Source organism: Streptomyces sp. NPDC058052 (genome assembly GCF_042885515.1).
Lineage (GTDB): Bacteria > Actinomycetota > Actinomycetes > Streptomycetales > Streptomycetaceae > Streptomyces.
The window spans coordinates 73,120-94,604 of sequence record NZ_JBHVRX010000026.1 but is presented as its reverse complement, the minus strand read 5'-3'; the positions used below and the strand labels follow the sequence as shown (position 1 = coordinate 94,604).

Annotated in this window: 22 protein-coding genes; 13 read left to right on the top strand and 9 right to left on the bottom strand. The window is 74.9% G+C overall.

The window, feature by feature from the left end; translation table 11 throughout:
* Window positions 1-22: 22 nt before the first annotated feature.
* The 3 genes from otsB to ACFVU3_RS29605 all read right to left on the bottom strand — a co-directional run bounded on the left by otsB (window position 23) and on the right by ACFVU3_RS29605 (window position 2,517).
* Window positions 23-865, bottom strand: coding sequence for a trehalose-phosphatase (gene otsB / locus ACFVU3_RS29615; protein WP_390070942.1), 843 nt, complete (start codon window positions 863-865; stop codon window positions 23-25).
* 83 nt (window positions 866-948) lie between these two features.
* The gene (locus ACFVU3_RS29610) at window positions 949-1,209 is read right to left on the bottom strand and encodes a DUF3263 domain-containing protein (RefSeq protein ID WP_390070940.1); all 261 of its coding nucleotides are present in this window, start codon (window positions 1,207-1,209) and stop codon (window positions 949-951) included.
* Between the two features lie 24 nt (window positions 1,210-1,233).
* Complete coding sequence (locus tag ACFVU3_RS29605; protein WP_390070938.1) at window positions 1,234-2,517, bottom strand: ABC transporter substrate-binding protein; 1,284 nt, start codon at window positions 2,515-2,517, stop codon at window positions 1,234-1,236.
* 230 nt (window positions 2,518-2,747) lie between these two features.
* On the opposite strand from ACFVU3_RS29605, the gene ACFVU3_RS29600 reads away from it, so the two are divergent.
* The 3 genes from ACFVU3_RS29600 to ACFVU3_RS29590 all read left to right on the top strand — a co-directional run bounded on the left by ACFVU3_RS29600 (window position 2,748) and on the right by ACFVU3_RS29590 (window position 5,913).
* Complete coding sequence (locus ACFVU3_RS29600) at window positions 2,748-3,698, top strand: ROK family protein (protein WP_390070936.1); 951 nt, start codon at window positions 2,748-2,750, stop codon at window positions 3,696-3,698.
* Entirely contained in the window at window positions 3,698-4,867 is a 1,170-nt protein-coding gene (nagA, locus tag ACFVU3_RS29595) for an N-acetylglucosamine-6-phosphate deacetylase (RefSeq protein WP_390070934.1), read from the top strand. The genes ACFVU3_RS29600 and nagA overlap by 1 nt, the downstream gene beginning before the upstream one ends.
* 122 nt (window positions 4,868-4,989) lie before the next feature.
* Window positions 4,990-5,913, top strand: coding sequence for a 1-phosphofructokinase family hexose kinase (locus tag ACFVU3_RS29590; protein ID WP_390070932.1), 924 nt, complete (start codon window positions 4,990-4,992; stop codon window positions 5,911-5,913).
* 50 nt (window positions 5,914-5,963) lie between these two features.
* Here ACFVU3_RS29590 and ACFVU3_RS29585 read toward each other — a convergent pair whose 3' ends face one another.
* Both ACFVU3_RS29585 and cdgB read right to left on the bottom strand, forming a co-directional pair.
* Window positions 5,964-6,929 carry a carbohydrate-binding protein gene (locus tag ACFVU3_RS29585; RefSeq protein WP_390070931.1) on the bottom strand — a complete coding sequence of 322 codons (966 nt, stop codon included), beginning with the start codon at window positions 6,927-6,929 and terminating at the stop codon, window positions 5,964-5,966.
* A gap of 84 nt (window positions 6,930-7,013) precedes the next feature.
* Window positions 7,014-8,729 (bottom strand): diguanylate cyclase CdgB, encoded by a 1,716-nt coding sequence (cdgB, locus tag ACFVU3_RS29580; protein WP_390070930.1) that lies wholly within the window; start codon window positions 8,727-8,729, stop codon window positions 7,014-7,016.
* A 382-nt stretch (window positions 8,730-9,111) separates the two neighbouring features.
* Here cdgB and ACFVU3_RS29575 point away from each other — a divergent pair, with 382 nt between their 5' ends.
* Complete coding sequence (locus ACFVU3_RS29575; RefSeq protein WP_390070928.1) at window positions 9,112-9,675, top strand: flavin reductase family protein; 564 nt, start codon at window positions 9,112-9,114, stop codon at window positions 9,673-9,675.
* Between the two features lie 119 nt (window positions 9,676-9,794).
* Here the strand turns inward: ACFVU3_RS29575 and arfB are convergent, their stop codons facing one another.
* Window positions 9,795-10,232, bottom strand: a complete 438-nt coding sequence (gene arfB, locus ACFVU3_RS29570; protein WP_390070992.1) for an alternative ribosome rescue aminoacyl-tRNA hydrolase ArfB — start codon at window positions 10,230-10,232, stop codon at window positions 9,795-9,797.
* A 114-nt stretch (window positions 10,233-10,346) separates the two neighbouring features.
* Between arfB and ACFVU3_RS29565 the strand changes: the two genes are divergently transcribed.
* From ACFVU3_RS29565 to ACFVU3_RS29550, 4 genes are all read left to right on the top strand, one after another.
* Entirely contained in the window at window positions 10,347-10,922 is a 576-nt protein-coding gene (locus ACFVU3_RS29565; protein ID WP_043226150.1) for a TerD family protein, read from the top strand.
* A gap of 67 nt (window positions 10,923-10,989) precedes the next feature.
* Window positions 10,990-11,538 (top strand): GNAT family N-acetyltransferase, encoded by a 549-nt coding sequence (locus ACFVU3_RS29560; protein ID WP_390070926.1) that lies wholly within the window; start codon window positions 10,990-10,992, stop codon window positions 11,536-11,538.
* 85 nt (window positions 11,539-11,623) lie between these two features.
* Window positions 11,624-11,707 carry a putative leader peptide gene (locus ACFVU3_RS29555; protein WP_390070990.1) on the top strand — a complete coding sequence of 28 codons (84 nt, stop codon included), beginning with the start codon at window positions 11,624-11,626 and terminating at the stop codon, window positions 11,705-11,707.
* A gap of 294 nt (window positions 11,708-12,001) precedes the next feature.
* Window positions 12,002-13,465 (top strand): hypothetical protein, encoded by a 1,464-nt coding sequence (locus ACFVU3_RS29550; protein WP_390070925.1) that lies wholly within the window; start codon window positions 12,002-12,004, stop codon window positions 13,463-13,465.
* A 7-nt stretch (window positions 13,466-13,472) separates the two neighbouring features.
* Here the strand turns inward: ACFVU3_RS29550 and ACFVU3_RS29545 are convergent, their stop codons facing one another.
* The gene (locus ACFVU3_RS29545; RefSeq protein ID WP_390070924.1) at window positions 13,473-14,891 is read right to left on the bottom strand and encodes a M1 family metallopeptidase; all 1,419 of its coding nucleotides are present in this window, start codon (window positions 14,889-14,891) and stop codon (window positions 13,473-13,475) included.
* A 159-nt stretch (window positions 14,892-15,050) separates the two neighbouring features.
* Window positions 15,051-15,593: a heme-binding protein gene (locus ACFVU3_RS29540; RefSeq protein WP_390070923.1), complete on the bottom strand. Its 543-nt coding sequence runs from the start codon at window positions 15,591-15,593 to the stop codon at window positions 15,051-15,053.
* Window positions 15,594-16,014: 421 nt separating this feature from the next.
* Between ACFVU3_RS29540 and ACFVU3_RS29535 the strand changes: the two genes are divergently transcribed.
* The 4 genes from ACFVU3_RS29535 to ACFVU3_RS29520 are packed head-to-tail and all read left to right on the top strand — an operon-like array spanning window position 16,015 to window position 19,639.
* Complete coding sequence (locus tag ACFVU3_RS29535) at window positions 16,015-17,199, top strand: sensor histidine kinase (protein WP_390070989.1); 1,185 nt, start codon at window positions 16,015-16,017, stop codon at window positions 17,197-17,199.
* Window positions 17,196-17,816, top strand: coding sequence for a response regulator (locus ACFVU3_RS29530; RefSeq protein ID WP_390070921.1), 621 nt, complete (start codon window positions 17,196-17,198; stop codon window positions 17,814-17,816). The genes ACFVU3_RS29535 and ACFVU3_RS29530 overlap by 4 nt, the downstream gene beginning before the upstream one ends.
* Before the next feature lie 60 nt (window positions 17,817-17,876).
* The gene (locus ACFVU3_RS29525) at window positions 17,877-19,091 is read left to right on the top strand and encodes an FAD-dependent monooxygenase (protein WP_390070919.1); all 1,215 of its coding nucleotides are present in this window, start codon (window positions 17,877-17,879) and stop codon (window positions 19,089-19,091) included.
* Between the two features lie 47 nt (window positions 19,092-19,138).
* Window positions 19,139-19,639, top strand: coding sequence for a hypothetical protein (locus tag ACFVU3_RS29520; protein WP_390070918.1), 501 nt, complete (start codon window positions 19,139-19,141; stop codon window positions 19,637-19,639).
* A 15-nt stretch (window positions 19,640-19,654) separates the two neighbouring features.
* On the opposite strand, the gene ACFVU3_RS29515 is transcribed toward ACFVU3_RS29520, so the two are convergent.
* Complete coding sequence (locus ACFVU3_RS29515; RefSeq protein WP_390070916.1) at window positions 19,655-20,320, bottom strand: pentapeptide repeat-containing protein; 666 nt, start codon at window positions 20,318-20,320, stop codon at window positions 19,655-19,657.
* Between the two features lie 114 nt (window positions 20,321-20,434).
* Between ACFVU3_RS29515 and ACFVU3_RS29510 the strand changes: the two genes are divergently transcribed.
* A complete protein-coding gene (locus tag ACFVU3_RS29510) occupies window positions 20,435-21,433 on the top strand; it encodes a zinc-binding dehydrogenase (RefSeq protein ID WP_390070915.1) in 999 nt (332 codons plus the stop codon).
* Window positions 21,434-21,485: the final 52 nt, after the last annotated feature.

Sequence of the window (21,485 nt, the reverse complement as noted above, 5' to 3'; positions counted from 1 at the left end):
CGGAGGCGGTACGGAAGGGCGCTCAGCCCTCCCGTACCGCCTCCGCCAGGTGTGCGAGGAGCGCGACGACGCCGGCGGGGCCCTCCACGGCGAGGTCGGCGCGCTCGGCCAGTTCCGGGACCTCGTCGGAGCCGGAGCAGACCAGGAGGCCCGGCAGACCGTCGCCGCGCAGCTTCTCCACGGCGGCGAAGGCCGGCAGGTCGCCCAGGTCGTCGCCCGCGTACAGCACCGCACGGGCACCCTTCTCGCGCAGGAACTCCGCCAGCGCGACCCCCTTGTCCATGCCCGGGGGCCGCAGTTCCAGGACCAGCCGGCCGGGCTCCAGGACGAGGCCGTGCGCGGCGGCCAGATCGCCGAGCGGGCCCTTCAGGGCCTCGAAGGCGCCCTGCGGGTCCCGGGCACGGCGGGTGTGGACGGCGACCGCGCGGCCCTTCTCCTCGATCCAGACGCCGGGCCAGGCGCCGTGCCGGTCGAGGAAGCCGGGGAGCTCGGCGCGGACCGAGGCGACGCCGGGGTGCGGGGCGGCGGCGGTCACGGCGCCGGTGGCCGCGTCCCAGCGCTCGGCGCCGTAGTGGCCGAGGACGGTGAGGTGTTCGAGGCCGGGCACCCCGGCGAGGCCGCCGTGGCGGACCGCGACCCCGGCGGGCCGGCCGGTCACCACGACGATCGCGGACAGGTGCGGGGCGAGCGCGGTGAGCGCGGGGACGACTCCGGGGTGGGCGCGGGCCCGCTCGGGGTCGGGGACGATCTCGGCGAGCGTCCCGTCGAAGTCGAGGGCGACGACGGCCTCGGACGGGCGCGCGAGGAGCGCTCCCAGGCCGTCGCGGCCGGCGGGGGTGGTCGGGTGCGGAAGGCTGCTGACCATGCGACCGACCCTACCGACGCTCGCGGCCCCCGTCAGCGTGGCCGGACTCACCCCCTCGGACGGGTTTCACCGCCCGGCCGGGTTCACCGCCGCCGTTCCCTCTCCTCCCGGACCCGGCGCAGGCGGTTGACCGTGACGGGGTCGTGGGCGAGGGCGCGCGGGTCGTCGAGGAGGGCGTTGAGGAGCTGGTAGTAGCGGGTCGGCGAGAGGCCGAGGCCCTCGCGGACGGCCCGCTCCTTGGCCCCCGGGCCGGGCCAGGAGCGGCGCTCGACGGCGAGCACGGACCGCTCCCGCTCCCCGAGCCCGCTGCCGTCCGCCGGCGTCCGGGGCGTCTCTTCGGTCATACGACCAACCTATTACCCGGCGGTCTACTCCGCCGCCTCCGCCTCCGTCGCCGTACGGGCGATGGAGCCGAGGACGTCGGCCGGGCGGCCGGCCGGGGTGACGGCCTTGCCGATGTCGCGCTTGATGGTCTCGCTGACCTTGGCCCAGGAGGTCTTGCCGACCGGCGGGAGCTGGGCGGTGGGCAGCGCCTTCAGGAACTCGCGCAGGCCGGCGTGCTCGGTGGCGGTCTCCATGCGGGTGGAGGCGCTGACGGTGACCGGCAGCAGGTCGTTGTCCCCGGCGAACTTCAGCACGTTCTCGTCGCTGAAGACGAAGTCGAGGAAGGTGCCTGTCTCCTTGCGGTGGCCGTTCTGCTTGAAGCCCATGATCCAGTCGGCGACGCCCATGGTGGCCTTGGCCGGACCGTCGACGCCGGGCAGCGGGGCCTGGCCGACCTCGACCCCCTGCCTGGCGGCCTCCTGGACGAGGGACGGGTGGCCGTTGAGCATGCCGACCTCACCGCGCGCGAAGGCGGCGAAGGCGGCCTTGCGGTTGAGCTTGCCGGGGGCGATGGGGCCGGTGAGGCCCTGGCCGACGAGCTCGTCCTTCAGCCAGGTGAAGGTCTCGACGTTGGCCTCGGAGGCGACGGCGTACCGGTCGGACTCGTCGGTCCAGCCGCCTCCGGCGGCGAGCAGCCACATCAGGGACTCGGCCTGGGCCTCCTCGGGGCCGAGGGGGAGCGCGAAGGGGGTGCGGACGCCCTCCTCCTTGAGCTTCTGCGCGGCCTCGGCGAGCTCGTCCCAGGTGGTGGGGGCCTTGATCCCGGCCTTCTCGAAGAGGCCGGCGTTGTAGAAGAGGGGGCGGGTGGAGGCGACGAACGGCAGCCCGTACTGGACGCGGTCGGTCTGGCCGGCCTCGGCGAGCGCCGGGACGAAGTTGGCCTGCACCGGGATGGTGAGGAGTTCGTCGGCCGAGTAGAGCTGGCCGGCGGCGGCGTAGTCGGCGTAGGCGCCGATCTGGGCGACGTCGGGGGCCTGGCCGGCCTTCACCATCTCGGCGACCTTGCGGTCGACGTCGTCCCAGGACTCGATCTGGACCTGGACCTTGATGCCCGGGTGGCCGGCCTGGAAGGCGGCGACGAGGTCGTCCCAGTACTTCCTGGTGGTGTTGCCGCCGGTGAGGTCGTAGTCGGCGGCGACCAGGCGGAGGGTCACGTCGCCGCCGTCACCGCCGAGGGTGCCGCAGCCGGCGACCGTGGCGGTCAGGCCCAGGGCGGCGGCGGCCGCGGTCAGTCCAAGGAATCGTCGCCGCTCCACGGCTTCATCCACCTTTTGCTCGTCGTTGAGCAGCAGTGAGCTGCAAATCCATCGAAGGAAGGGCCGAAAGTCTGCCCCATCCCCGGACAAGAGGTCTACACCAGTCGGGTATCACTTCCGCAACTCCGGGGGGCCCTTCGCCACAAACCCCCCACAGCCTGGGGCCCGAATTTGTATCCGAGCGCAACAATCCTCAGCAGTGGACTAGACCTTTAGGGCAATCTCGCGCGAGACTGTCCCCCGTGAGACACGTCATCGCCCTGGATGTGGGCGGCACCGGCATGAAGGCCGCCCTCGTCGGGGCGGACGGCACCCTGCTCCACGAGGCCCGCCGCGCCACCGGGCGCCGCCGCGGACCCGAAGCCGTGGTGGAGACCATCCTCGGCTTCGCCGAGGAGCTCCGCGCCCTCGGCCAGGAGCGGTACGGCGAGCCCGCCGCGGCCGCCGGAGTCGCCGTCCCCGGCATCGTCGACGCCGAGAACGGCATCGCCGTCTACGCCGCCAACCTCGGCTGGCGCGACGTTCCCATGCGCGAACTCCTCAGCGCCCGGCTCGACGGCATCCCCGTCGCCCTCGGCCACGACGTGCGCACCGGCGGCCTCGCCGAGGGCCGCATCGGCGCCGGCAACGGCGCCGACCGCTTCCTCTTCGTCCCCCTCGGCACCGGCATCGCCGGCGCCATCGGCATCGGCGACCGCATCGAGGCCGGCGCCCACGGCTACGCCGGCGAGATCGGCCACATCGTCGTCCGCCCCGGCGGCACCGACTGCGGCTGCGGCCAGCGCGGCTGCCTGGAGCGGTACGCCTCCGCCTCCGCCGTCTCCCTCGCCTGGGCCGAGGCGTCCGGCGACCCCGAGGCGGACGCCGCCGACTGCGCCAAGGCCGTCGAGTCCGGCGACCCCGACGCCGTACGGGTCTGGCAGGAGGCGGTGGACGCCCTCGCCGACGGCCTGGTCACCGCCCTCACCCTGCTGGACCCGCGCACCCTCATCATCGGTGGCGGTCTGGCCGAGGCCGGGGAAACCTTGTTCACACCCCTTCGGGCCGCGGTGGAGGAACGAGTGACCTTCCAGAAGCTGCCCGCCATCGTCCCGGCGGCCCTCGGGGACACCGCCGGATGCCTGGGCGCGGGCCTCCTCGCCTGGGACCTGCTCGCCGACCAGCGCCCCACCGACTCGGAGGTTTCCGCCTGATGTCCGATCACAAGGTTCTCGCCGGCGCACGCGTCGTGCTGCCCACCGGGATCGTCGAGAACGGACGCGTGATCGTCGACGGCGCCCGCATCGCGGGCAGCGCCCCCGAGGACGCCCCCGTCCTCGACCTCACCGGCCACTGGCTCGTCCCCGGCTTCGTCGACATGCACAACCACGGCGGCGGCGGCGCCTCCTTCACCTCCGGCACCGTCGACGAGGTCCTCAAGGGCGTCCACACCCACCGCCTGCACGGCACGACCACCGTCGTCGCCTCCTTCGTCACCGGCGACATGGACTTCCTCACCGCGCGGGCCGGCCTCCTCTCCGAGCTCGCCGAGCAGGGCGAGATCGCCGGCCTCCACTTCGAGGGCCCGTTCATCTCCCCCTGCCGCAAGGGCGCCCACGACGAGACCCTGCTGCGCGACCCGCACCCGGCCGAGGTCCTCAAGCTGATCGACGCCGCCCGCGGCCAGGCCAGGATGGTCACCCTCGCGACCGAACTGCCCGGCGGCATCGACTCCGTGCGCCTCCTCGCCGAGCACGGCGTCATCGCGGCCATCGGCCACACCGACGCCAGCTACGAGCAGACCGTCGAGGCCATCGACGCCGGCGCCACCGTCGCCACCCACCTGTACAACGCGATGCCCGGCCTCGGGCACCGCGCGCCCGGCCCGATCGCCGCCCTCCTGGAGGACGAGCGGATCACCGTCGAGCTCATCAACGACGGCACCCACCTCCACCCGGCCGCCCTGGAGCTCGCCTTCCACCACGCCGGCGCCGAACGGGTCGCCTTCATCACCGACGCCATGGACGCGGCCGGCTTCGGCGACGGGCGCTACATGCTCGGCCCGCTGGAGGTCGAGGTGAAGGACAGCGTGGCCCGTCTCGTCGAGGGCGGCTCCATCGCCGGCTCCACCCTCACCCTGGACCGCGCCTTCAAGCGCGCCGCCACCGTCGACGGCCTCCCCGTCGAGTCCGTCGTCCAGGCCATCTCCGCCAACCCGGCCCGCCTCCTCGGCGTCTACGACCGGGTCGGCTCCCTGGAGCCGGGCAAGGACGCCGACATGGTCGTCCTCGACGCCGGCTTCGACGTGAAGGGCGTCATGCGCAAGGGCGAGTGGATCGTCGCCCCGCAGGGAGTCCCCGTCCGCGTGCCGCAGACCGCCTGATCAGGGCGGAAAGGGGACGGCGGGGGCCCGGGGTCTGGGCCTCCCGCCGTTCCTTTGGCATGATCGTGCCGCGTCGCACGGCAGTCGCCGCAAGGACTTACCGGAAGTACGGGGGTGGGCAGGTGATTCTCACGGTCACCCTCAACACGGCACTGGACCTCACCTACGAGGTGCCCCAGCTGGTCCCGCACGCCAGCCACCGCGTCGCCCGCAGCGCCGAGCGCCCCGGCGGCAAGGGGGTCAACGTGGCCCGGGTGCTCGCCGCGCTCGGCCACGAGACCGTCGTCACCGGCTTCGCCGGCGGCCCCACCGGGGACCGGCTCCGCACCCTGCTCGCCCCCGTCCCCCGGCTGACCGACGCGCTCGTCGCCACCGAGGCGGCCACCCGCCGCACGCTCGCCGTCGTGGACACCGGCGCGGGCGACACCACCCAGTTCAACGAGGCCGGCGCCGCCGTCACCACCGGCGAGTGGGCCGCCTTCCGCGAGCGGTACGCGGACCTGCTCGACGGGGCCGCGGCCGTCGCCCTCTGCGGCAGCCTCCCGCCGGGCGTCCACGTCGGCGCCTACGCGGACCTGGTCCGCACGGCCCGCGCCGCCGGCGTCCCGGTCCTCCTCGACACCGGAGGCGAACCGCTCCGCCGCGGCATCGCCGCCCGCCCCGACCTGGTGAAGCCCAACGCCGACGAGCTCGCCGGCCTCACCGGCTCCCGCGAGCCCCGCCGCGCCACCCAGGACGCCCGCCGCCGCGGCGCCCACACGGTCGTCACGTCCCTGGGCCCCGAGGGCCTGCTGGCCGCCACTCCGGACGGCCTCTGGCGCGCGACGCCCCCGGCCCCGGTCCACGGCAACCCGACGGGAGCCGGCGACTCGGTGGTCGCCGCCCTCCTCGCGGGCCTGGTCGACGACACCCCCTGGCCCGACCGCCTGGCGCGGGCGGTCGCCCTCTCGGCCGCCACGGTCGCCTCCCCGGTGGCCGGCGAGTACGACCCGCAGGTCCTCGCCGACCTCCTCCCGAAGGTGACGGTCACGGCGGAGACCGCCTGACCGCCTGACCGTCGGCGGGGCGCCTCAGGAAGGGGCGCCGGGGGTGGGCGTCAGCTGCCGACCTTGCCTTCCACCAGGTAGACCTGGTCGATGATCGCCTCGCAGGAGTTGCCCTGCTCGCAGGAGATCTTGAGGGAGTTGCTGCCCTTGGTGAGGGTGGTGTAGCCGTAGGTGGTGGTCCACCCCTTCTCCCAGTCACCCTCCGGCGCGAGCGCGTAGTTCTTCATGTTGACCTTGTACGGCGGGTTGCCGTTGACCGTCAGCATGGCGTCCGCGTCCTTGCCGGGCACGCTATAGATGATCTTGAGCGTGTAGTCGCCCGCCTCGGGGATGTCCACGGTCCAGCTCGCGGAGCCGCCGACGCCGTTGAGGGCCACGTAGTTGCCGCCCGGGCCCTTCGCGCCCTTGATGTCCTTGCCGACCGTGGCCATGCCGCCGAGCGTCAGCGTCGCCGCGTCCTGCTTCGGCAGAGGGGCCTTGGTCGGCTCCTCGGAGGGCTCGGCGGAGCCGGAGGGCTCTTCGCTCGGGGCCGGGGCCGGGGCCGAGGACTGCGTGGTGCCGCCGGCCTCCGGGCCTTTCTTCCCGCCCTGGTTGCCGATGATCGCCGCCGTGATGCCGGCGACGACGACCGCGACGACCGCGACCGCGCCGATCAGCAGGCCCTTGGTGTTGGGGCCGCGGCCGCGCGAGGGCGGCGGCTGGACCTGACGGGTCCGCTCGTTGCCGGGGTAGGTCTCGGGCGCCGCGTACTGCGGGTGCGGCTGGCCGTACTGCGCCTGCTGCTGCGGCGGCACGTACGGCTGGGCCGGCTGCTGCCCGTACTGGCGCTCGCCGACCGTCCTGACCTGGTTGTACGAAGTGCGGGGCACGCCCGGCTGGGCCTGCGCGGGGCCTGGGTAGCCGTAGCCGCCGCCCTGGGGGGCGCGGCCGCCGGCCGCTGCCTGTCCGTCCGCGTACAGGTAGCCGAACGGATCGTCGTCCTCGGGCTTGTTCGCGCCGTCGTTACCGGCAGCCATCCGGGTCATCCTCTCCATGCTCGCCAGCCGTCGCCGACCCGGCGAGCCTACCCCGAACGAATGAACCCCCCGTGCCGGGAAGGATCATCCGGCCCGGCGGTGCACCTTGGCACGGGACCGTTTCTCCACGTACATCCGCTGGTCGGCCGAGTTGAGGACCTCTTCGACGGTCATCCCGCATTCGGCCCAGCCGATGCCGAAACTGGCCCCGACGCGGACCGCGCGGCCGTCCACGCGGATGGGCGGGATGATCGCGTTCCGCAGCCGGACGGCGAGGTCGGCGGCGTCGGCGGAGCCCAGCCCGTCGGCGAGGACGACGAACTCGTCACCGCCCAGACGGGCGACGGTGTCGCCGTCCCTGACGCCGGTGGTGAGCCGGCGGGCCACCTCGATGAGGACCGCGTCGCCGGTGTGGTGCCCGAACCGGTCGTTGATCGACTTGAAGCCGTCGAGGTCGCAGAAGAGGACGGCGAGCCCCTTGGTGCCGTCGTCGGTGTCGCCGCCGGTCGGCGCGACCGTGTGCACGTGGTGGTCGAACGCCCCGCCGGCGGCCGGTTCGAAGCCGAAGCCGTGCTCGTGCTCGTGGTCGTACTCGTACCCGCCGTCGTGGGCGACGGGCAGCGGCTCGGAGCCGTACCCGAAACCGGCGTCGGGGCCGGGGCCCTGGTAGGCGCCGGGGTGCGCGGGGCGTTCGCAGAGCCGGGCGGAGAGCCGGGAGCGCAGCTCGGCGCTGTTGGGCAGACCGGTGAGGGCGTCGTGGGAGGCGCGGTGGGCGAGCTGGAGCTCGTGCCGCTTGCGCTCCTCGATGTCCTCGACGTGGGTGAGGAGGAAGCGGGGCCCGTCGGCGGTGTCGGCGACCACGGAGTTGCGCAGCGACACCCAGACGTAGGTGCCGTCGCGCCGGCCGAGCCGCAGCTCGGCGCGGCCGCCCTCGGCGGAGGTGCGGAGCAGGGTGCCGATGTCCTCGGGGTGGACGAGGTCGGCGAAGGAGTAGCGGCGCATCACGGAGGCGGGGCGGCCGAGGAGCCGGCAGAGGGCGTCGTTGGTCCGGAGCAGCCGGCCGTGCTGGTCGCCGCCGAGCTCGGCGATGGCCATGCCGGAGGGGGCGTACTCGAACGCCTGCCGGAAGGATTCCTCGCTGGCGCGGAGGGCCTGCTGCTCGCGCTCCAGCCGGACGAGGGCGCGCTGCATGTTGGAGCGGAGCCGGGCGTTGCTGATCGCGATGGCGGACTGGGAGGCGTACATCTGGAGGGCTTCCTGCCCCCAGGGTCCCGGGTGCCGGCCGTTGCGCGGGCGGTCGACGGATATGACGCCGAGGAGTTCGCGGCCGCTCCCCGGAGGCCCTCCCGGGTGGGCGGAGCGGACGCCGGGCGAGTACATGGGGGCGTAGAGGCGGTCGTGGGGGTGCCACTCGTCCTCGAAGCGGGGCGCGGGGCCGTCCGTGTGCCACTGGGGGACGTCGTCGTCCATCAGGACCCAGCCCTCGGTGTGCGGGATGAACCGCAGCTCGCCCCAGGGGACGCCCATGGAGAGCCGGCGGTCCCAGGCGTCGCGGGACCCGACGCGGCCGGTGATGAGGGCCTCGGCGGCGGGGTCTCCGGCGAAGGCGGCGACGACCAGGTCACCGTCGGGACGGACGAGGTTGACGCAGGCCAGCTGGTAGTTGAGGCCGGCGACGACACCGTCGGCGACGGTCTGCAGGGTGTCCGCGAGGCTGCGGGCGGTGTTGAGGTCCGCCACGACCTGATGCAGTTGCCGCAGGGTCGAGAGACGGACGTACGGCTCCGACTCGGTCTCCATCGCTCGCTCTCCCCGAGACCTCGACAGCAACTCCAGGGTTCTCATCGGCTTCGTGCTGTACTGTCCCCGCCACTGAATCACAGCGAGCTGCGCACCCGGTACACAGGGTCAGCAAATAGTGCGCTCTGTGACTCAAGTCACAGCATTGCGCGGCGGGATCCGGCGGGTCGGAGATGACCGGCGCGGCGCCCGCGCCTCCGGTACCCGGCGGGGGTACGCCCTCCCGGGCCGCGGCCCGGCCCCGGAGGCCCCGCCGGACGCCCCCGCCGGCGGCCCGTCCCGCGGCCCGGGCCCCGTCCGGTGGTCCTAGGTCCCGCGCCGGGCGCCGGACTGGTCCCCGGGCCCGATGCGGGGCGGACGGAGCCGCGGTTAGCGTGCCGGTGTGCTCCAGAAGACCCCGCCCTCGCCGCCCGTCACGGACCTCGCCATCCCTCATGCTGAGGGGGTGAGCGACGACGAGTTCCGGGCGGCCATGTCCCGCCTCGCGGCCGGTGTGGTCCTGGTGACCGCGCACGACCCCGACGACGGTCCGCGCGGCGAGGACGTCGGCATGACGGCCACCGCGTTCCTCTCCGTCTCGCTGGACCCGCCGCTGGTCCTGGTCAGCCTGCGCAACGGCTCCCGGATGGACGACCTCCTGGAGGAGGTCCCGGTCTGGGCGGTGTCGGTGCTCTCCGAGAGCCAGCGGCACGTCGCCGGGCGCTTCGCGATGAAGGGCCGCGTCTCGGACCGCCTCCTCTTCGCCGACCTGCCGTACACGCGGGGCGAGGTCAGCGGGGCGCCGCTGCTCGGCGGTGCGCTCACCACCCTGGAGTGCCGCACGGAGAGCCGGGTGGTCGCGGGCGACCACACCCTGGTGATCGGCCGTGTCCTGTCGGTCGGCCTCCCCTCGCCGGACGGCGGCCCGCTCACGTACTTCCGCGGCAGGTACCACCGCCTGGGCTGACCGCCCGGGCCGGCGCGGCCGACCGGCGGACCCGGTGCGGCCGACCGGCGGACCCGGTGCGGCCGACCGGCGGACCCGGTGCGAGGGGCCCGTGCGGCGTCCGGTCTCCCCGGGGGGGCTCAGCCCCAGTCGCGGCCCTGCCGGCCGCGCTTGGTCTCGGCGCGCTGCTTCTTCACCCGCAGCCGGCGCTCGTTGATGCCGCGCGGGATGCGGGTGGCCTTGCGGGGCTTGGGCGGCGGGGCCGTCGCCTCGGCGAGCAGCGCGGCCAGCCGGACGCAGGCCGTCTCGCGGTTGCGCCACTGGGAACGGTGCTCCGAGGCCCGTACGGTCAGCACGCCGTCCACCAGCCGGGAGGCGAGCCGTTCCAGGGCGCGGGACTTCCACACCTCGGGCAGGGCCCCGGTCGCGGCGAGGTCGAAGAGCAGCTCGACGCGCGAGTCGGAGGTGTTCACGTGCTGGCCGCCGGGACCCGAGGAGCGCGAGAAACGCCACTGGAGCTCGGCCTCGGGGAGCGAGACGGAGCCGCGGATCTGATACGGACCTGACATGCCCTCCATGTTCCCCGGGACGGGCACGGACCGTCACCCTGTTTTCCGTCCCGGGAACCGTGGAAGACCTCTCAGCGTTTCTCCGGACGAAGACAGCGTGTGAACACGATGAAAGGGACTTCCATGGCAGTCAGCCTCAGCAAGGGCGGCAACGTCTCCCTGACCAAGGAGGCGCCGGGTCTGACCGCCGTCACCGTGGGCCTCGGCTGGGACGTCCGCACGACGACCGGCACCGACTTCGACCTCGACGCCTCGGCGATCGGTGTCGACGCGGCCGGCAAGGTGGCCTCGGACGCCCACTTCGTCTTCTTCAACAACAAGTCGACCCCGGACCAGACCATCGTCCACACGGGTGACAACCGCACCGGCGAGGGCGGCGGCGACGACGAGCAGATCAACGTCAACCTCGCGGGCCTCCCGGCCACCGTCGACAAGATCGTCTTCCCGGTCTCCATCTACGACGCGGTCTCCCGCTCGCAGAACTTCGGCCAGGTGCGCAACGCCTACATCCGCATCGTGAACCAGGCCGGCGGTGCCGAGATCGCCCGCTACGACCTCTCCGAGGACGCCGCCGTCGAGACCGCCATGGTCTTCGGCGAGCTGTACCGCAACGGTGCCGAGTGGAAGTTCCGCGCCGTCGGCCAGGGCTACGCCTCCGGCCTGGAGGGCATCGCCCGCGACTTCGGCGTCAACCTCTGACCGACGCCACCACCAGGGCTCCGGGCCCCGGCCGGGCATCCGCCCGCCGGGGCCCTACCCTTGCCCCGTGATCGTCGAGACCCTCGCGCCCAGGGCCCAGGAGGACGGCACCGCCCTCCCCGGCCCGCTGCTCACCGAACTCACCGCGCTCTACGCCTCGAACCGCGAGTTCCAGCAGCTCAGCGGCGACTTCCCGGACCCGGGCGACATCCGGCCCGAGCAGGTCGCCGCCGCCCTCGCGGACGAACTGGCCCATCCGGGCGCCGAGGTGCTCCTCGCCCGCTCCGAGGGCCGGCTCGTCGCCGTCGCCGTGACCCTCGCCCGCCATCCCGACCCGGCCGACCCGGACCCGTGGCTCGGCCTGCTGATGGTCCACGGCGACGCCCACCGCGCCGGCTTCGGCCGCCGCCTCGCCGGCCACGTCGAGGACGGCTTCCGCGCCCGGGGCCGGACCGGACTCAGGCTCGCCGTCCTGGAGAACAACCCGAAGGCCCTCGCCTTCTGGACCTCCCTGGGCTACGAGGAGACCGCCCGCCGCCCCGACCTCGCGCACGGCCGCCCCTGCCGGGTGCTGCGCAAGGCCCTCACCCCCGACGGCACGCCCGCCTCCGGCTGAGACGGGCCGCCCGGCCGTCCCACTCCGTGGAACGCGGCCGCCCGGATCTTGACCCCGGCGGCGGGCGGCTGCTTCGATCGCCCGCATGGATCCCCGGCCCGCACCGCTCACGCGACGACGTCACGTCGACCTCGCGCGGACGTCCGGCGCCCTCTGTCCCGGTCGCTGAGCCGGACCACCGCGCTCCGCCGGCCGGCCGCGGCCCGACCGGGTGATCCCTGCCCCGGCGGCCCCCGCACCGGCCCACCGCGCGCCCTCCGGCCCCGGACTCCGTCCGCTCCCCCGCCGGCGCCGCCGTCCACCGGCCGTCCGGCCCACCCGCGCCCCGCCCCGCCCTCGCGACCGTCCCGAAGGTTCCGCCCGTCCGGGCACCACCCCGTCCCGGACCGGGCCGCGAGGCGTGCCGCCGTGCGCGGATCCGCCGTGCTCGCCTCCGCGAGCCCCTCCCGGAAGGTCCTCCGCCATGCCCGTCCTCTCCGCGCGCCCCCGTACCCGGCGCGGGCCGCTGGCCGCCGCGCTGACCGCCGCCGCGCTCGCGCTCACGGCCGCCGTCCCCGCCGGCGCGGCGCCCGCCGCCGTACCGGCCCCGCCGCACAACCCGTACGCGGGCCCCGACGGCACCGCGACCATGCACGGCGACACCGGCTCCTCCGACACCACGCCGCTGGCCGGGCCCGGCGCCGGCGCGCTCGCGTCGAAGCGGACGGCGCTCGCCTCGGCCTGCCCGACCGTCCTGGTCGGCTCGGACCGCCACCCGGTGGTCCTGTGCACCCCGATCTTCGGCCAGGTGCCCACCGTGCACCTGCTGGACCCCTCGACCGGCGACTCGCTCGCCTCGCTCCAGCTCACCAAGGGCTCGCTGCTCGGCGGCGTCTACGCCTACCTCGACGACCGGGACCGGCTGGTCGTCGTCGACGGCAGCCGCAGCCTGCTCCGCGTCGGGCACCACCGGGACGCCTCCGGCGCCTGGCGCCTCTCGGTCGACCAGCGCCTCCCGCTCGGCGACGCCGTCCCCGACGGCGACGCGGTGACGGGCCTCTCGCCGGACTGGCGGGGCCGGGTCTGGTTCGCGACCGGCGGCGGCGTGGTCGGCCTCGCCGACGACCGCACCGGCCAGGTCACGACGGTCCGGCTGCCCGCCGGCGAGCGGGTCGCCAACAGCATCTCCACCGCCCCCGAAGGCACCGCCGTCACCAGCACCCACGCCACGTACCTGCTGACGGCGGACGCCTCCGGCACCCCGCGGATCGCGTGGCGGCAGGCGTACGACCGGGGCCAGGCCCGCAAGCCGGGGCTGCTGAGCTGGGGCAGCGGCTCCACCCCGACCTTCCTCGGCCCGGGCACCGGCACCGAGTGGATCGCGATCGTCGACAACGCCGACACGACCGTCCGGCTGAAGGTGTACCGCACGGCCGACGGCTCCGAGGTGTGCTCCTCGCCCGTGCTCCGGGCGGCCGGCGGCCCCGGCAGCGAGAACTCCCCGGTCGGCGCCGGCACCAGCGTCTACGTCGCCGGCACCTACGGCTACCCGTACCCGGCGCTGCCGGAGGGCGCCGGCTCCTCCGTGCCGGCCTCGGCCGACTTCGCGGGCGGCCTGACCCGGGTCGACGTCCGTCCCGACGGCACCGGCTGCGCGGTCGTCTGGGACAACGCGCTGCGCTCGGCGGCCGTCCCGAAGCTGTCCACCGCCACCCACACCCTGCACACCGTGCTGCGCGACCCGGTGATCCCCGGCACGAAGGGCACGAGCCTGCTCGACCCGTACCGCTACGCGCAGATCGACCCCGAGACCGGCAAAGTGCTGCGCGCGAAGCAGGTCGGCATCGGCTCGCTGTACGACACCCTCCAGATGGCCGGCACGGTCGCCCCGGACGGCGCCTACCTCCAGGGCACCGTGACGGGGGTGCTGCGGATCACCGCCGGCTGACCCGGCGTCAGGGCCGGTCGGGCCGGTCCTCGCCGTACAGGTAGACGTCCCACACCGCGTCCAGGTCCCGTCCCGCCACCGCCTCCGCGTAGGCCGTGAAGTCCTCCGTGGAGGCGTTGGCGTGCCGGTGCTCGGCGGCCCAGCCGCGCAGCAGCCCGTCGAAGACCTCGTCCCCGACGGCCTGCCGCACCTGGTGCAGGACCATCGCCCCGCGCTGGTAGACGGGCGCGTCGAAGAGGTTCTCGGCGGTGGGCGGATCGGCGGGCGGGAAGGCCCAGTTGGCCTCCTCGGCGAAGGCGGCCGCGAAGCTCTCGCGGGCCGGGACGCCGCCGTGCTCCTCCGCGTACAGCCACTCGGCGTAGGTGGCGAAGCCCTCGTTGAGCCAGAGGTCCTGCCAGTCCTCGGGGGTGACGGAGTTCCCGAACCACTGGTGGGCCAGTTCGTGCACGAGGGTCGCGCGGTCGAAGGAGGCGGCGGGGAAGACGGGCCTCGTCTGGGTCTCCAGGGCGTAGCCGAGGAGGCCGTCGGCGGTGACCACGGCCCCGGCCGCGCCGAAGGGGTACGGGCCGAAGCGGTCCTGCTGGCGGGCGAGGAGCGTGGGGAGTTCGGCGCGGAGCGCGGCGGTGGCGGAGACCAGCGAGGGCTCGACGGCGGTGACGACGGGGACGTCGCCGAGGGCGGTGCCGGTGGTGGTCTCGTACCGGCCGATCATCGCGGTGGCGAGGTAGCTCGCCATCGGCTCGGACTGGCGCCAGACCGTGCGGGTGCGGCCGCCGGAGACGGGCTCGGCGGAGACCCGGACGCCGTTGGAGAGCGCCGCCAGACGGCTGGGGGCGGTCAGCGCGATCTCGTACACGGCCTTGTCCGACGGGTGGTGGTTGCCGGGGAACCAGGTCATGGAGCCGGCCGGTTCGCCGACCGCGACGGCCCCGTCGGTGGTGTTCAGCCAGCCCTCGGTCGAGCCGTCGGGGTCGGTGAGCGGCTCGGGCACCCCGGAGTACGCGACGGTGACGGTGAACTCGGCGCCCCGCCGCAGTTCGTCGCGGGGGCGGAGGGTCAGCTCGTCGCCGGCCCGGTTGGCGGCGGCGGGCGCGCCGTCGACGGTCGCCTCCGTCACGGTGAGGCCGGCGAGGTCGAGGTTGAACGCGGAGAGGTCCTGGGTGGCGCGGGCGGTGATCCGCGCGGTGCCGTCGAGGCGGCCCGCGGCCGGGTCGAAGGCGAGGTCGAGGGCGTAGCGGGAGACGTCGTAGCCGCCGTTGCCGAGCCGGGGGAAGTACGGGTCGTGCACTCCGGACGCGCCAGGCGTGCCCCGCACCCCGCTGGTCGCCGGAGTGCAGCCGCCGGCGAGGAGTCCGAGCACGGCGAGAGCCGCCGCCGTCACGGCGGCGGCCCGGGGGGACCGTCCGGTCCGGCTGATCCGGGTCATACCCGGATCCTAGACAAGTCGGACAGAAGGTGACGGTGAGGGCGCCCGTCGGGGGGAGTCGGGCGCCCTCACCGGTCCATGGGGTGCGGCGTGCGCCGCGCGGGACCACTCCGCGCGGCGGCCGGCCGTCCTGGCGGGGGTGTCCTCGCCAGGCGGGTGTTACTCCGCCAGCTCGGCGACGCCGGCGCGGGCGAACTTCTCGTCCAGGTCGCCGGAGGGGGCGCCGGCCACGCCGATGCCGGCGATCGGGCCGCCGTTCGCGGCGACCGGGGCGCCGCCGCCGAGGAAGAGGGTGCCCGGGATGTCCTTCAGGTTCGGGGCCTGCTCCAGGCGCTTGGCGAGCTCGGAGGTCGGGGCGTTCCAGGAGACGGCGGTGTACGCCTTGCGGATCGCCGACTCGTAGGACTGCGGGCCGGCGCCGTCGCCGCGCAGGGTGACGATGGTGTTGCCGTTGCGGTCGACCACGGCCACGGAGACGCGCTGGTTCTCCTTCTCGGCGGCCTCCAGGACGGCCTCGGCGGCGTCGGTGGCGGCGTCGATGGTGAGGTGCGTGGTCTGGCGCAGGCCGTCGCCGCCCGCGTCGGCCTTGGCGACGGCGGCGGGAGCGGCGGCCGGGGCGGTGGCGTTCGCCGAGACGGCGCCGAAGGTGCCGGCGGTCAGGACGGCGGCGGCGGTGGCACCGAGAACGAGCTTCTTCTTCATGGCGGTCTCCCGAGGAGGTCGTGGCGGACCTGATCGGTCCGGCGGAGGAGGGCGTCTCCTTCGCTCTGCACTCCATCCTGGGTCCGGTTCCGGCCCCCGGCGGTCCACGGTCCGGCTGCCCTCCCGGCGCGCACCGGTGGATGGCGGGGTCAGCCGATCGGCTGATGCCGGGGTGGTCCGCGCGGGTCAGCATGGATACGTACACCCAGGTCAGCGCCGGGTACCAGGGCACGGCACCGGGCGGACAGCCCGCGAAGGAGGCGAGACGGTGGAACGGACCGGCCGGCACGCGCGGCACACCCCGCACCCCCCGAACGCCCCGCACGGGGACGCGGCGCACGGGCACTCGCCGTACGGCCCCGGCCCGCTCGGCCGCGCGGGCCGCGCGCACGACCCGGACGCCGGGTGGCTCGCGCGCGTCATGCACGTGGCGTTCTTCCTGCTGCTCGGCGCCTCGCTGGCCCGGTTCCTGCTGCGGCACGAGTGGGAGGACCGCAGCCCCTGGATCATCGCCCTCAGCGGCGCGCTCGCCGCCCTGTACCTGCTCGGGCCCGTCCTCGGGACCCGGGCCACCCCGCGCCGGATCGCCTGGCTGTGCACGGTCGTCGCCGTCTGGGTGGTGCTCGTCGTCCTCGCGCCCAGCTTCGCCTGGTGCGCGGTCCCGCTCTTCTACACCGGCCTGCGGACCCTGCCGCCGAAGGCCGCGGTCGTCCTGGTCGCCCTCCTCACCGCCTTCGTGGTCTTCGCGCAGGTGCAGCTGTCGCACGGCGGCTGGGACCCCAACCTGATCGTGGCCCCGCCCGCCGTCGCCGCCCTCGCCACCGGCGTCTTCGTCCACGCGGAACGGCAGGCCGCCCGGCAGCGCGCCCTCATCGACGACCTGATCCGCACCCGCCGCGAACTCGCCGCGATCGAGCGGCGCGAGGGCACCCTCGCCGAGCGGCAGCGGCTCTCCATGGAGATCCACGACACCCTCGCCCAGGGCCTGTCGAGCCAGCAGATGCTGCTCCAGGCCGCCGACCGCACCTGGGACAGCGACCCGGGCACCGCGCGGAAGCACGTGCGGACCGCCGAGTCGATCGCGGAGCGGAACCTCGCCGAGGCCCGCCGCTTCGTGCACGACCTGGCCCCCGCCGACCTCGCCGAGGGCGGCGGCCTGGAACAGGCGCTGCGCGGGCTGGCGGAGCGCGAGTCGGCCGCCTTCCGGGTGGACGGGACGCCGGTGCCGCTGCCGGACCGGGCCCAGTCGGCGCTGCTGCGGATCGCGCAGGGCGCGCTCGCCAACATCCGCGAGCACGCCGCCGCCACCTCGGCCGCGCTCACCCTCACCTACCTCGACGACCAGGTGGTCCTGGACGTCGCCGACGACGGCAGCGGCTTCGACCCGGCCTCGCCCCGCGCCGACGGGGGCGTCCGGGGCCACGGTCTGCCCGCGATGCGCGTGCGCGCCCGGCAGCTGGGCGGCACGCTTACGGTGGAGTCGACCCCCGGCGAGGGCACCGTGCTCTCCGCCGCGATCCCCCTCACCCCCCACGATTCCCTCGATCCCCTCGATCCCCTCGATCCCCACGATCCCCTCGCACCCCCGACGGAGGCCGGCCCGTGACCGTACGCATCCTGCTCTGCGACGACCATGTCGTCGTCCGCGCCGGACTGCTCGCCCTGCTGGGCAGCACCCCCGACATCGAGGTCGTCGGGGAGGCCGGCAGCGGTGAGGAGGCCGTCGCGATGGCCGCGAAGCTGACGCCGGACGTGGTCCTGATGGACCTCCAGCTCGGCCCCGGCATCGACGGCGTGGAGGCGACCCGCCGGATCGCGCCGACCGGTGTCCACGTCCTGGTCCTCACCACGTACGACACCGACGCCGACATCACCCGGGCCATCGAGGCGGGCGCGACCGGCTACCTGCTGAAGGCCGAGCGGCCCGAGGAGCTGTTCGCCGCGATCCACTCCGCCGCCCAGGGGCGCACGGCCCTGTCGCCGCCGGTCGCGAGCCGGGTCATGGACCGGATGCGCGGCGCCGCGGGCCCGTCCCTCACCGACCGGGAGCGGGACATCCTCGGCCAGCTGGCGCGCGGTCTCGGCAACAAGGAGATCGCCCGGGCGCTCTTCATCAGCGAGGCCACCGTCAAGACCCACCTGGGCCGGATCTACGCCAAGCTCGGGGTCGACACGCGGGCCGGCGCCGTGGCGGTCGCGAAGGAGCGGCGTCTGCTCCCCTGAGGCTGCTACCGTGCGCTGTCGTTCCAGTGCACAGCGTCATGTCTCCGTGGGAGCGCACACGTGAAGATCGCCGTCGTCGGTGGCGGGCCCGCCGGCCTGTACCTCTCGATCCTGCTCAAGCGGCAGGACCCGTCCCACGAGATCGCCGTGTACGAGCGGAACGCGGCCGGCTCCACCTACGGCTGGGGCGTCACCTACTGGGCCGGGCTGCTCGACAAGCTGCGGGCCGGCGACCCGGAGTCGGCCGCCGCCGTCGCCGAGGCGTCGGTGACCTGGACGGACGGCCTCGCGATCGTCCGCGACGAGCGGACCGTGCACCGCGGCGACGCCGGTTTCGGCATCGGCCGCCGCCGGATGCTCGGCCTCCTCGCCGACCGGGCCGCCGAGCTCGGCGTCGCCCTCGCGTACGAGCACCCGATCGCCGGCCCCGACGCCCCGGAGCTGGCGGACGCCGATCTGGTCGTCGCCGCCGACGGCGTCCACAGCGCGCTGCGCGAGGCCCACTCCGCGCACTACGGCACCGCCTTCGCGACCGGCCGCAACCCCTACATCTGGCTGGGCACCACCAAGGTCTTCGACTCCTTCAGCTTCGCCTTCAAGGAGACGGAGCACGGCTGGATCTGGTGCTACGCCTACGGCTTCAGCGGCGAGCGCTCCACCTGCGTCGTCGAGTGCGCCCCCGGCACCTGGACCGGCCTCGGCCTGGACACCCTGCCCGAGGGCGACTGCCTGGCCCTCCTGGAGAAGCTCTTCCACGACCTGCTCGACGGCCACGAGCTGATCGGCCGCGACCGCGGCGCCGACCCCGCCCAGTGGCTGCGCTTCCGGACGCTGACCACGAAGAACTGGCACCGGGGCCGGACCGTCCTCCTCGGCGACGCCGCCCACACCACCCACTACTCGATCGGCGCCGGCACCACCCTCGCCCTGGAGGACGCCCTCGCCCTCGCCGCCGCCCTGCGCGGCGGCCCCGCCGACCCCGCCGCCCTCGACGCGGCGCTCACCGCCTACGGGAAGCGGCGCCGCGCCGAGCTCGTCTCCGCGCAGAGCGCGGCCCGCCTCAGCGCCCAGTGGTACGAGAACCTGCCCCGCTACATGGGCCTGGAGCCCGACCGGATGTTCGCGCTCCTCGGCCAGCGCCACTCCCCCCTGCTGCCGTACGTGCCGCCGCAGCTCTACTATCGGATCGACCGGGCCGCCGGCCGCCTGGAGGCCCTGCGCCGCCTGAAGCGCTGGCTGGGCCCGCGGGTCGCCCGGGCGGTGCACCGCGGCTGACTCCCGGGCGCCATGACACCGCCCCGGGGGCATGACACCATCGGGGCGTGCTCGACATCGGCTACTCCCTCTCCCGGCGCTTCCCCGACCCCCCGCAGACCGACTACCGGCGGGCGGACGTGCACGCGCTGCGGCACGACCTCTTCTGCGGGGACGTCTACCTCGCGGACACCAAGGAGGACCGGGAGGTGTCCACAGCCTGGGGATGGGTGCCCGTCCTCGACTTCGCGTGGGCGCTCTGCGACATCGTCGAGCAGATCGACAGGGACCCGCAGGGCAGTCGCGCCTCCCGTCCCCAGTACGCCGAGCTGGACTTCACCGAGTCCTCGGACCGGATGCTCTTCGAGCGCCGCTTCGGCTGGGTGGACGTCGAGGCCGACTGGATGCCCGGCGAGGAGCCCCCGCTCACCTTCTCCCACGCCGCGCTGCGCCGCGAGGCCCGCGACTTCCTCCACGACCTGATCGCCGACCTCACCGACATGCACGAGGGCCTGGCCGACAACCCGGCCGTCTGGGACCTCCAGGCCCGCTTCCCCCGCCTCAGGTGACCCGCGGGGCGGGGCTCAGTCCTCCACCCGGAGCCCCAGCCGCGCCGCGAGGACCGGCGCCAGGTCGAGCAGCTGCGCCGAGGAGATCACCGCGCCCGCCAGGGACTCCACCCCGCGGGCGATCTCCAGGCGGCGCACCCCGCGCAGGTCCACGTCGACCAGCTTCGCCCCGGAGACGTCGACGCCGGCCAGCTCGCAGTCCACGAACGCGACCCGCTCCAGCACCGCCCCGCCGAAGTCCGGCTCCACCAGGACGCACCCCTCGAAGACGACGTCCCGCAGGGTCGCCGCCCGCAGGTTCGGGTAGTCCCACTTGCCGCCCCGGACGAGCACCCGCTCCCACGCCGAGCCGTGCAGCTGCGTCCCCCCGAACCGCGCCTCCACGACCTCCGCGTCCCGCAGCTGCGCCTGCGCCAGGTCGGTGCCCACGCCCCGGACCGCGTCGAGCCGCGAGTCCAGGAACCGCGCCCCCGTCAGCCGCGCCCCGTCGAGCGCGCACTCCCGGACCGCGCAGTCCAGGAACCGCGCGCCCTCCCCCGAGGCCCCCGCGAGGTCGAGCCCGGCCAGCTCCAGGCCGTCGTAGTCCCCGTCCGGCTCCAGACCGCCCTCGTACGGCTCCAGGGGCGGCAGCCGCAGCTCCGGCCGCCGGGGTGCGCGGGGCGCCGTCGTCTTTCGCTTCATGCGCCCATCGTGACGCACGCCACCGACAACCCGCCCTTGACCTCAAGCAAGGTCGAGGTACGAGGCTGGGGCCATCGCCCGCACGACCGCCCACGCGACGACAGGGGAACCGTCATGCACGCCGTCCGCCTCCACGCCTTCGGACCCGCCGAGAACCTCACCTACGAGGAGGTGCCCGACCCGGTGCCCGGCCCCGGCCAGGTCCGGATCGCGGTGACCGCCGCCGGCGTCCACCTCCTCGACACCGCGCTGCGCGAGGGCCTGCCGGGCCCCTTCCCCGCCCCCGCCGCGCTCCCCACCGTCCCCGGCCGCGAGGTCGCCGGCACCGTCGACGCCCTCGGCGAGGGCACCGACCCCTCCTGGCTCGGCAAGCGGGTCGTCGCCCACCTCGGCATGAACCCCGGCGGCTACGCGGCGCTCGCCGTCACCGACGCCGCCCGGCTGCACACCCTCCCCGACCACCTCGGCGACGCCGAGGCCGTCGCCATGATCGGCACCGGACGCACCACCCTCGGCATCCTCCTCTTCACCGAACTCGGCCCGGACTCGGTGGCGATCGTGCCCGCCGCCGCCGGCGGAATCGGCACCCTCCTCGTCCAGTACGCGAAGAACGCCGGCGCCACCGTCATCGGCCTCGCCGGCGGCCCCGCCAAGGTCGCCCGCGTCCGCGAGAACGGCGCCGACCTCGCCGTCGACTACACCCGCCCCGACTGGCCGGACCAGGTCCGCGCCCACCTCGGCGACCGCACCGCCACCGTCGTCTTCGACTCCGTCGGCGGCGGGACCGGACGCGCCGCCGTCGACCTCCTCGGCCCCGGCGGACAGCACCTCGTCTTCGGCTGGTCCGGCACCGGACTCCACGACGGCCAGGCCCTCACCTTCACCGAGGAGGAGCTGACCGCCCGCGGCATCACCTCCGGCTCCGTCCTGGGCCCGGTCATGATCCAGAAGGCCGGCGGCGACGTCCGCGCCCTCGAACTCGCCGCCCTCGCCGCCGCCTCCGCCGGCACCCTCCGCCCCGCCGTCCACCGCTTCCCCCTCGCCGAAGCGGCGAAGGCCCACCGCGCCCTGGAGACCCGGGGCACGATGGGCAAGGTGGTCCTGGTGCCCTGAGCGGGGACGACAGGACCGAGAGGACCGACAGGACCGGCGGGACCGGCGGGAC

What these genes read in the sequence shown, in the direction of transcription:
- nagA (WP_390070934.1), top strand. Translation starts at nt 3,698, where the DNA reads ATGTCCGATCACAAGGTTCTCGCCGGCGCACGCGTCGTGCTGCCCACC.
- ACFVU3_RS29555 (WP_390070990.1), top strand. Translation starts at nt 11,624, where the DNA reads ATGGATCCCCGGCCCGCACCGCTCACGCGACGACGTCACGTCGACCTC.
- ACFVU3_RS29585 (WP_390070931.1), bottom strand. Translation starts at nt 6,929, where the DNA reads ATGGCTGCCGGTAACGACGGCGCGAACAAGCCCGAGGACGACGATCCG.
- ACFVU3_RS29565 (WP_043226150.1), top strand. Translation starts at nt 10,347, where the DNA reads ATGGCAGTCAGCCTCAGCAAGGGCGGCAACGTCTCCCTGACCAAGGAG.
- ACFVU3_RS29550 (WP_390070925.1), top strand. Translation starts at nt 12,002, where the DNA reads ATGCCCGTCCTCTCCGCGCGCCCCCGTACCCGGCGCGGGCCGCTGGCC.
- ACFVU3_RS29510 (WP_390070915.1), top strand. Translation starts at nt 20,435, where the DNA reads ATGCACGCCGTCCGCCTCCACGCCTTCGGACCCGCCGAGAACCTCACC.
- ACFVU3_RS29535 (WP_390070989.1), top strand. Translation starts at nt 16,015, where the DNA reads ATGCACGTGGCGTTCTTCCTGCTGCTCGGCGCCTCGCTGGCCCGGTTC.
- otsB (WP_390070942.1), bottom strand. Translation starts at nt 865, where the DNA reads ATGGTCAGCAGCCTTCCGCACCCGACCACCCCCGCCGGCCGCGACGGC.
- ACFVU3_RS29545 (WP_390070924.1), bottom strand. Translation starts at nt 14,891, where the DNA reads ATGACCCGGATCAGCCGGACCGGACGGTCCCCCCGGGCCGCCGCCGTG.
- ACFVU3_RS29610 (WP_390070940.1), bottom strand. Translation starts at nt 1,209, where the DNA reads ATGACCGAAGAGACGCCCCGGACGCCGGCGGACGGCAGCGGGCTCGGG.
- ACFVU3_RS29515 (WP_390070916.1), bottom strand. Translation starts at nt 20,320, where the DNA reads ATGAAGCGAAAGACGACGGCGCCCCGCGCACCCCGGCGGCCGGAGCTG.
- ACFVU3_RS29540 (WP_390070923.1), bottom strand. Translation starts at nt 15,593, where the DNA reads ATGAAGAAGAAGCTCGTTCTCGGTGCCACCGCCGCCGCCGTCCTGACC.
- cdgB (WP_390070930.1), bottom strand. Translation starts at nt 8,729, where the DNA reads ATGGAGACCGAGTCGGAGCCGTACGTCCGTCTCTCGACCCTGCGGCAA.
- arfB (WP_390070992.1), bottom strand. Translation starts at nt 10,232, where the DNA reads ATGGAGGGCATGTCAGGTCCGTATCAGATCCGCGGCTCCGTCTCGCTC.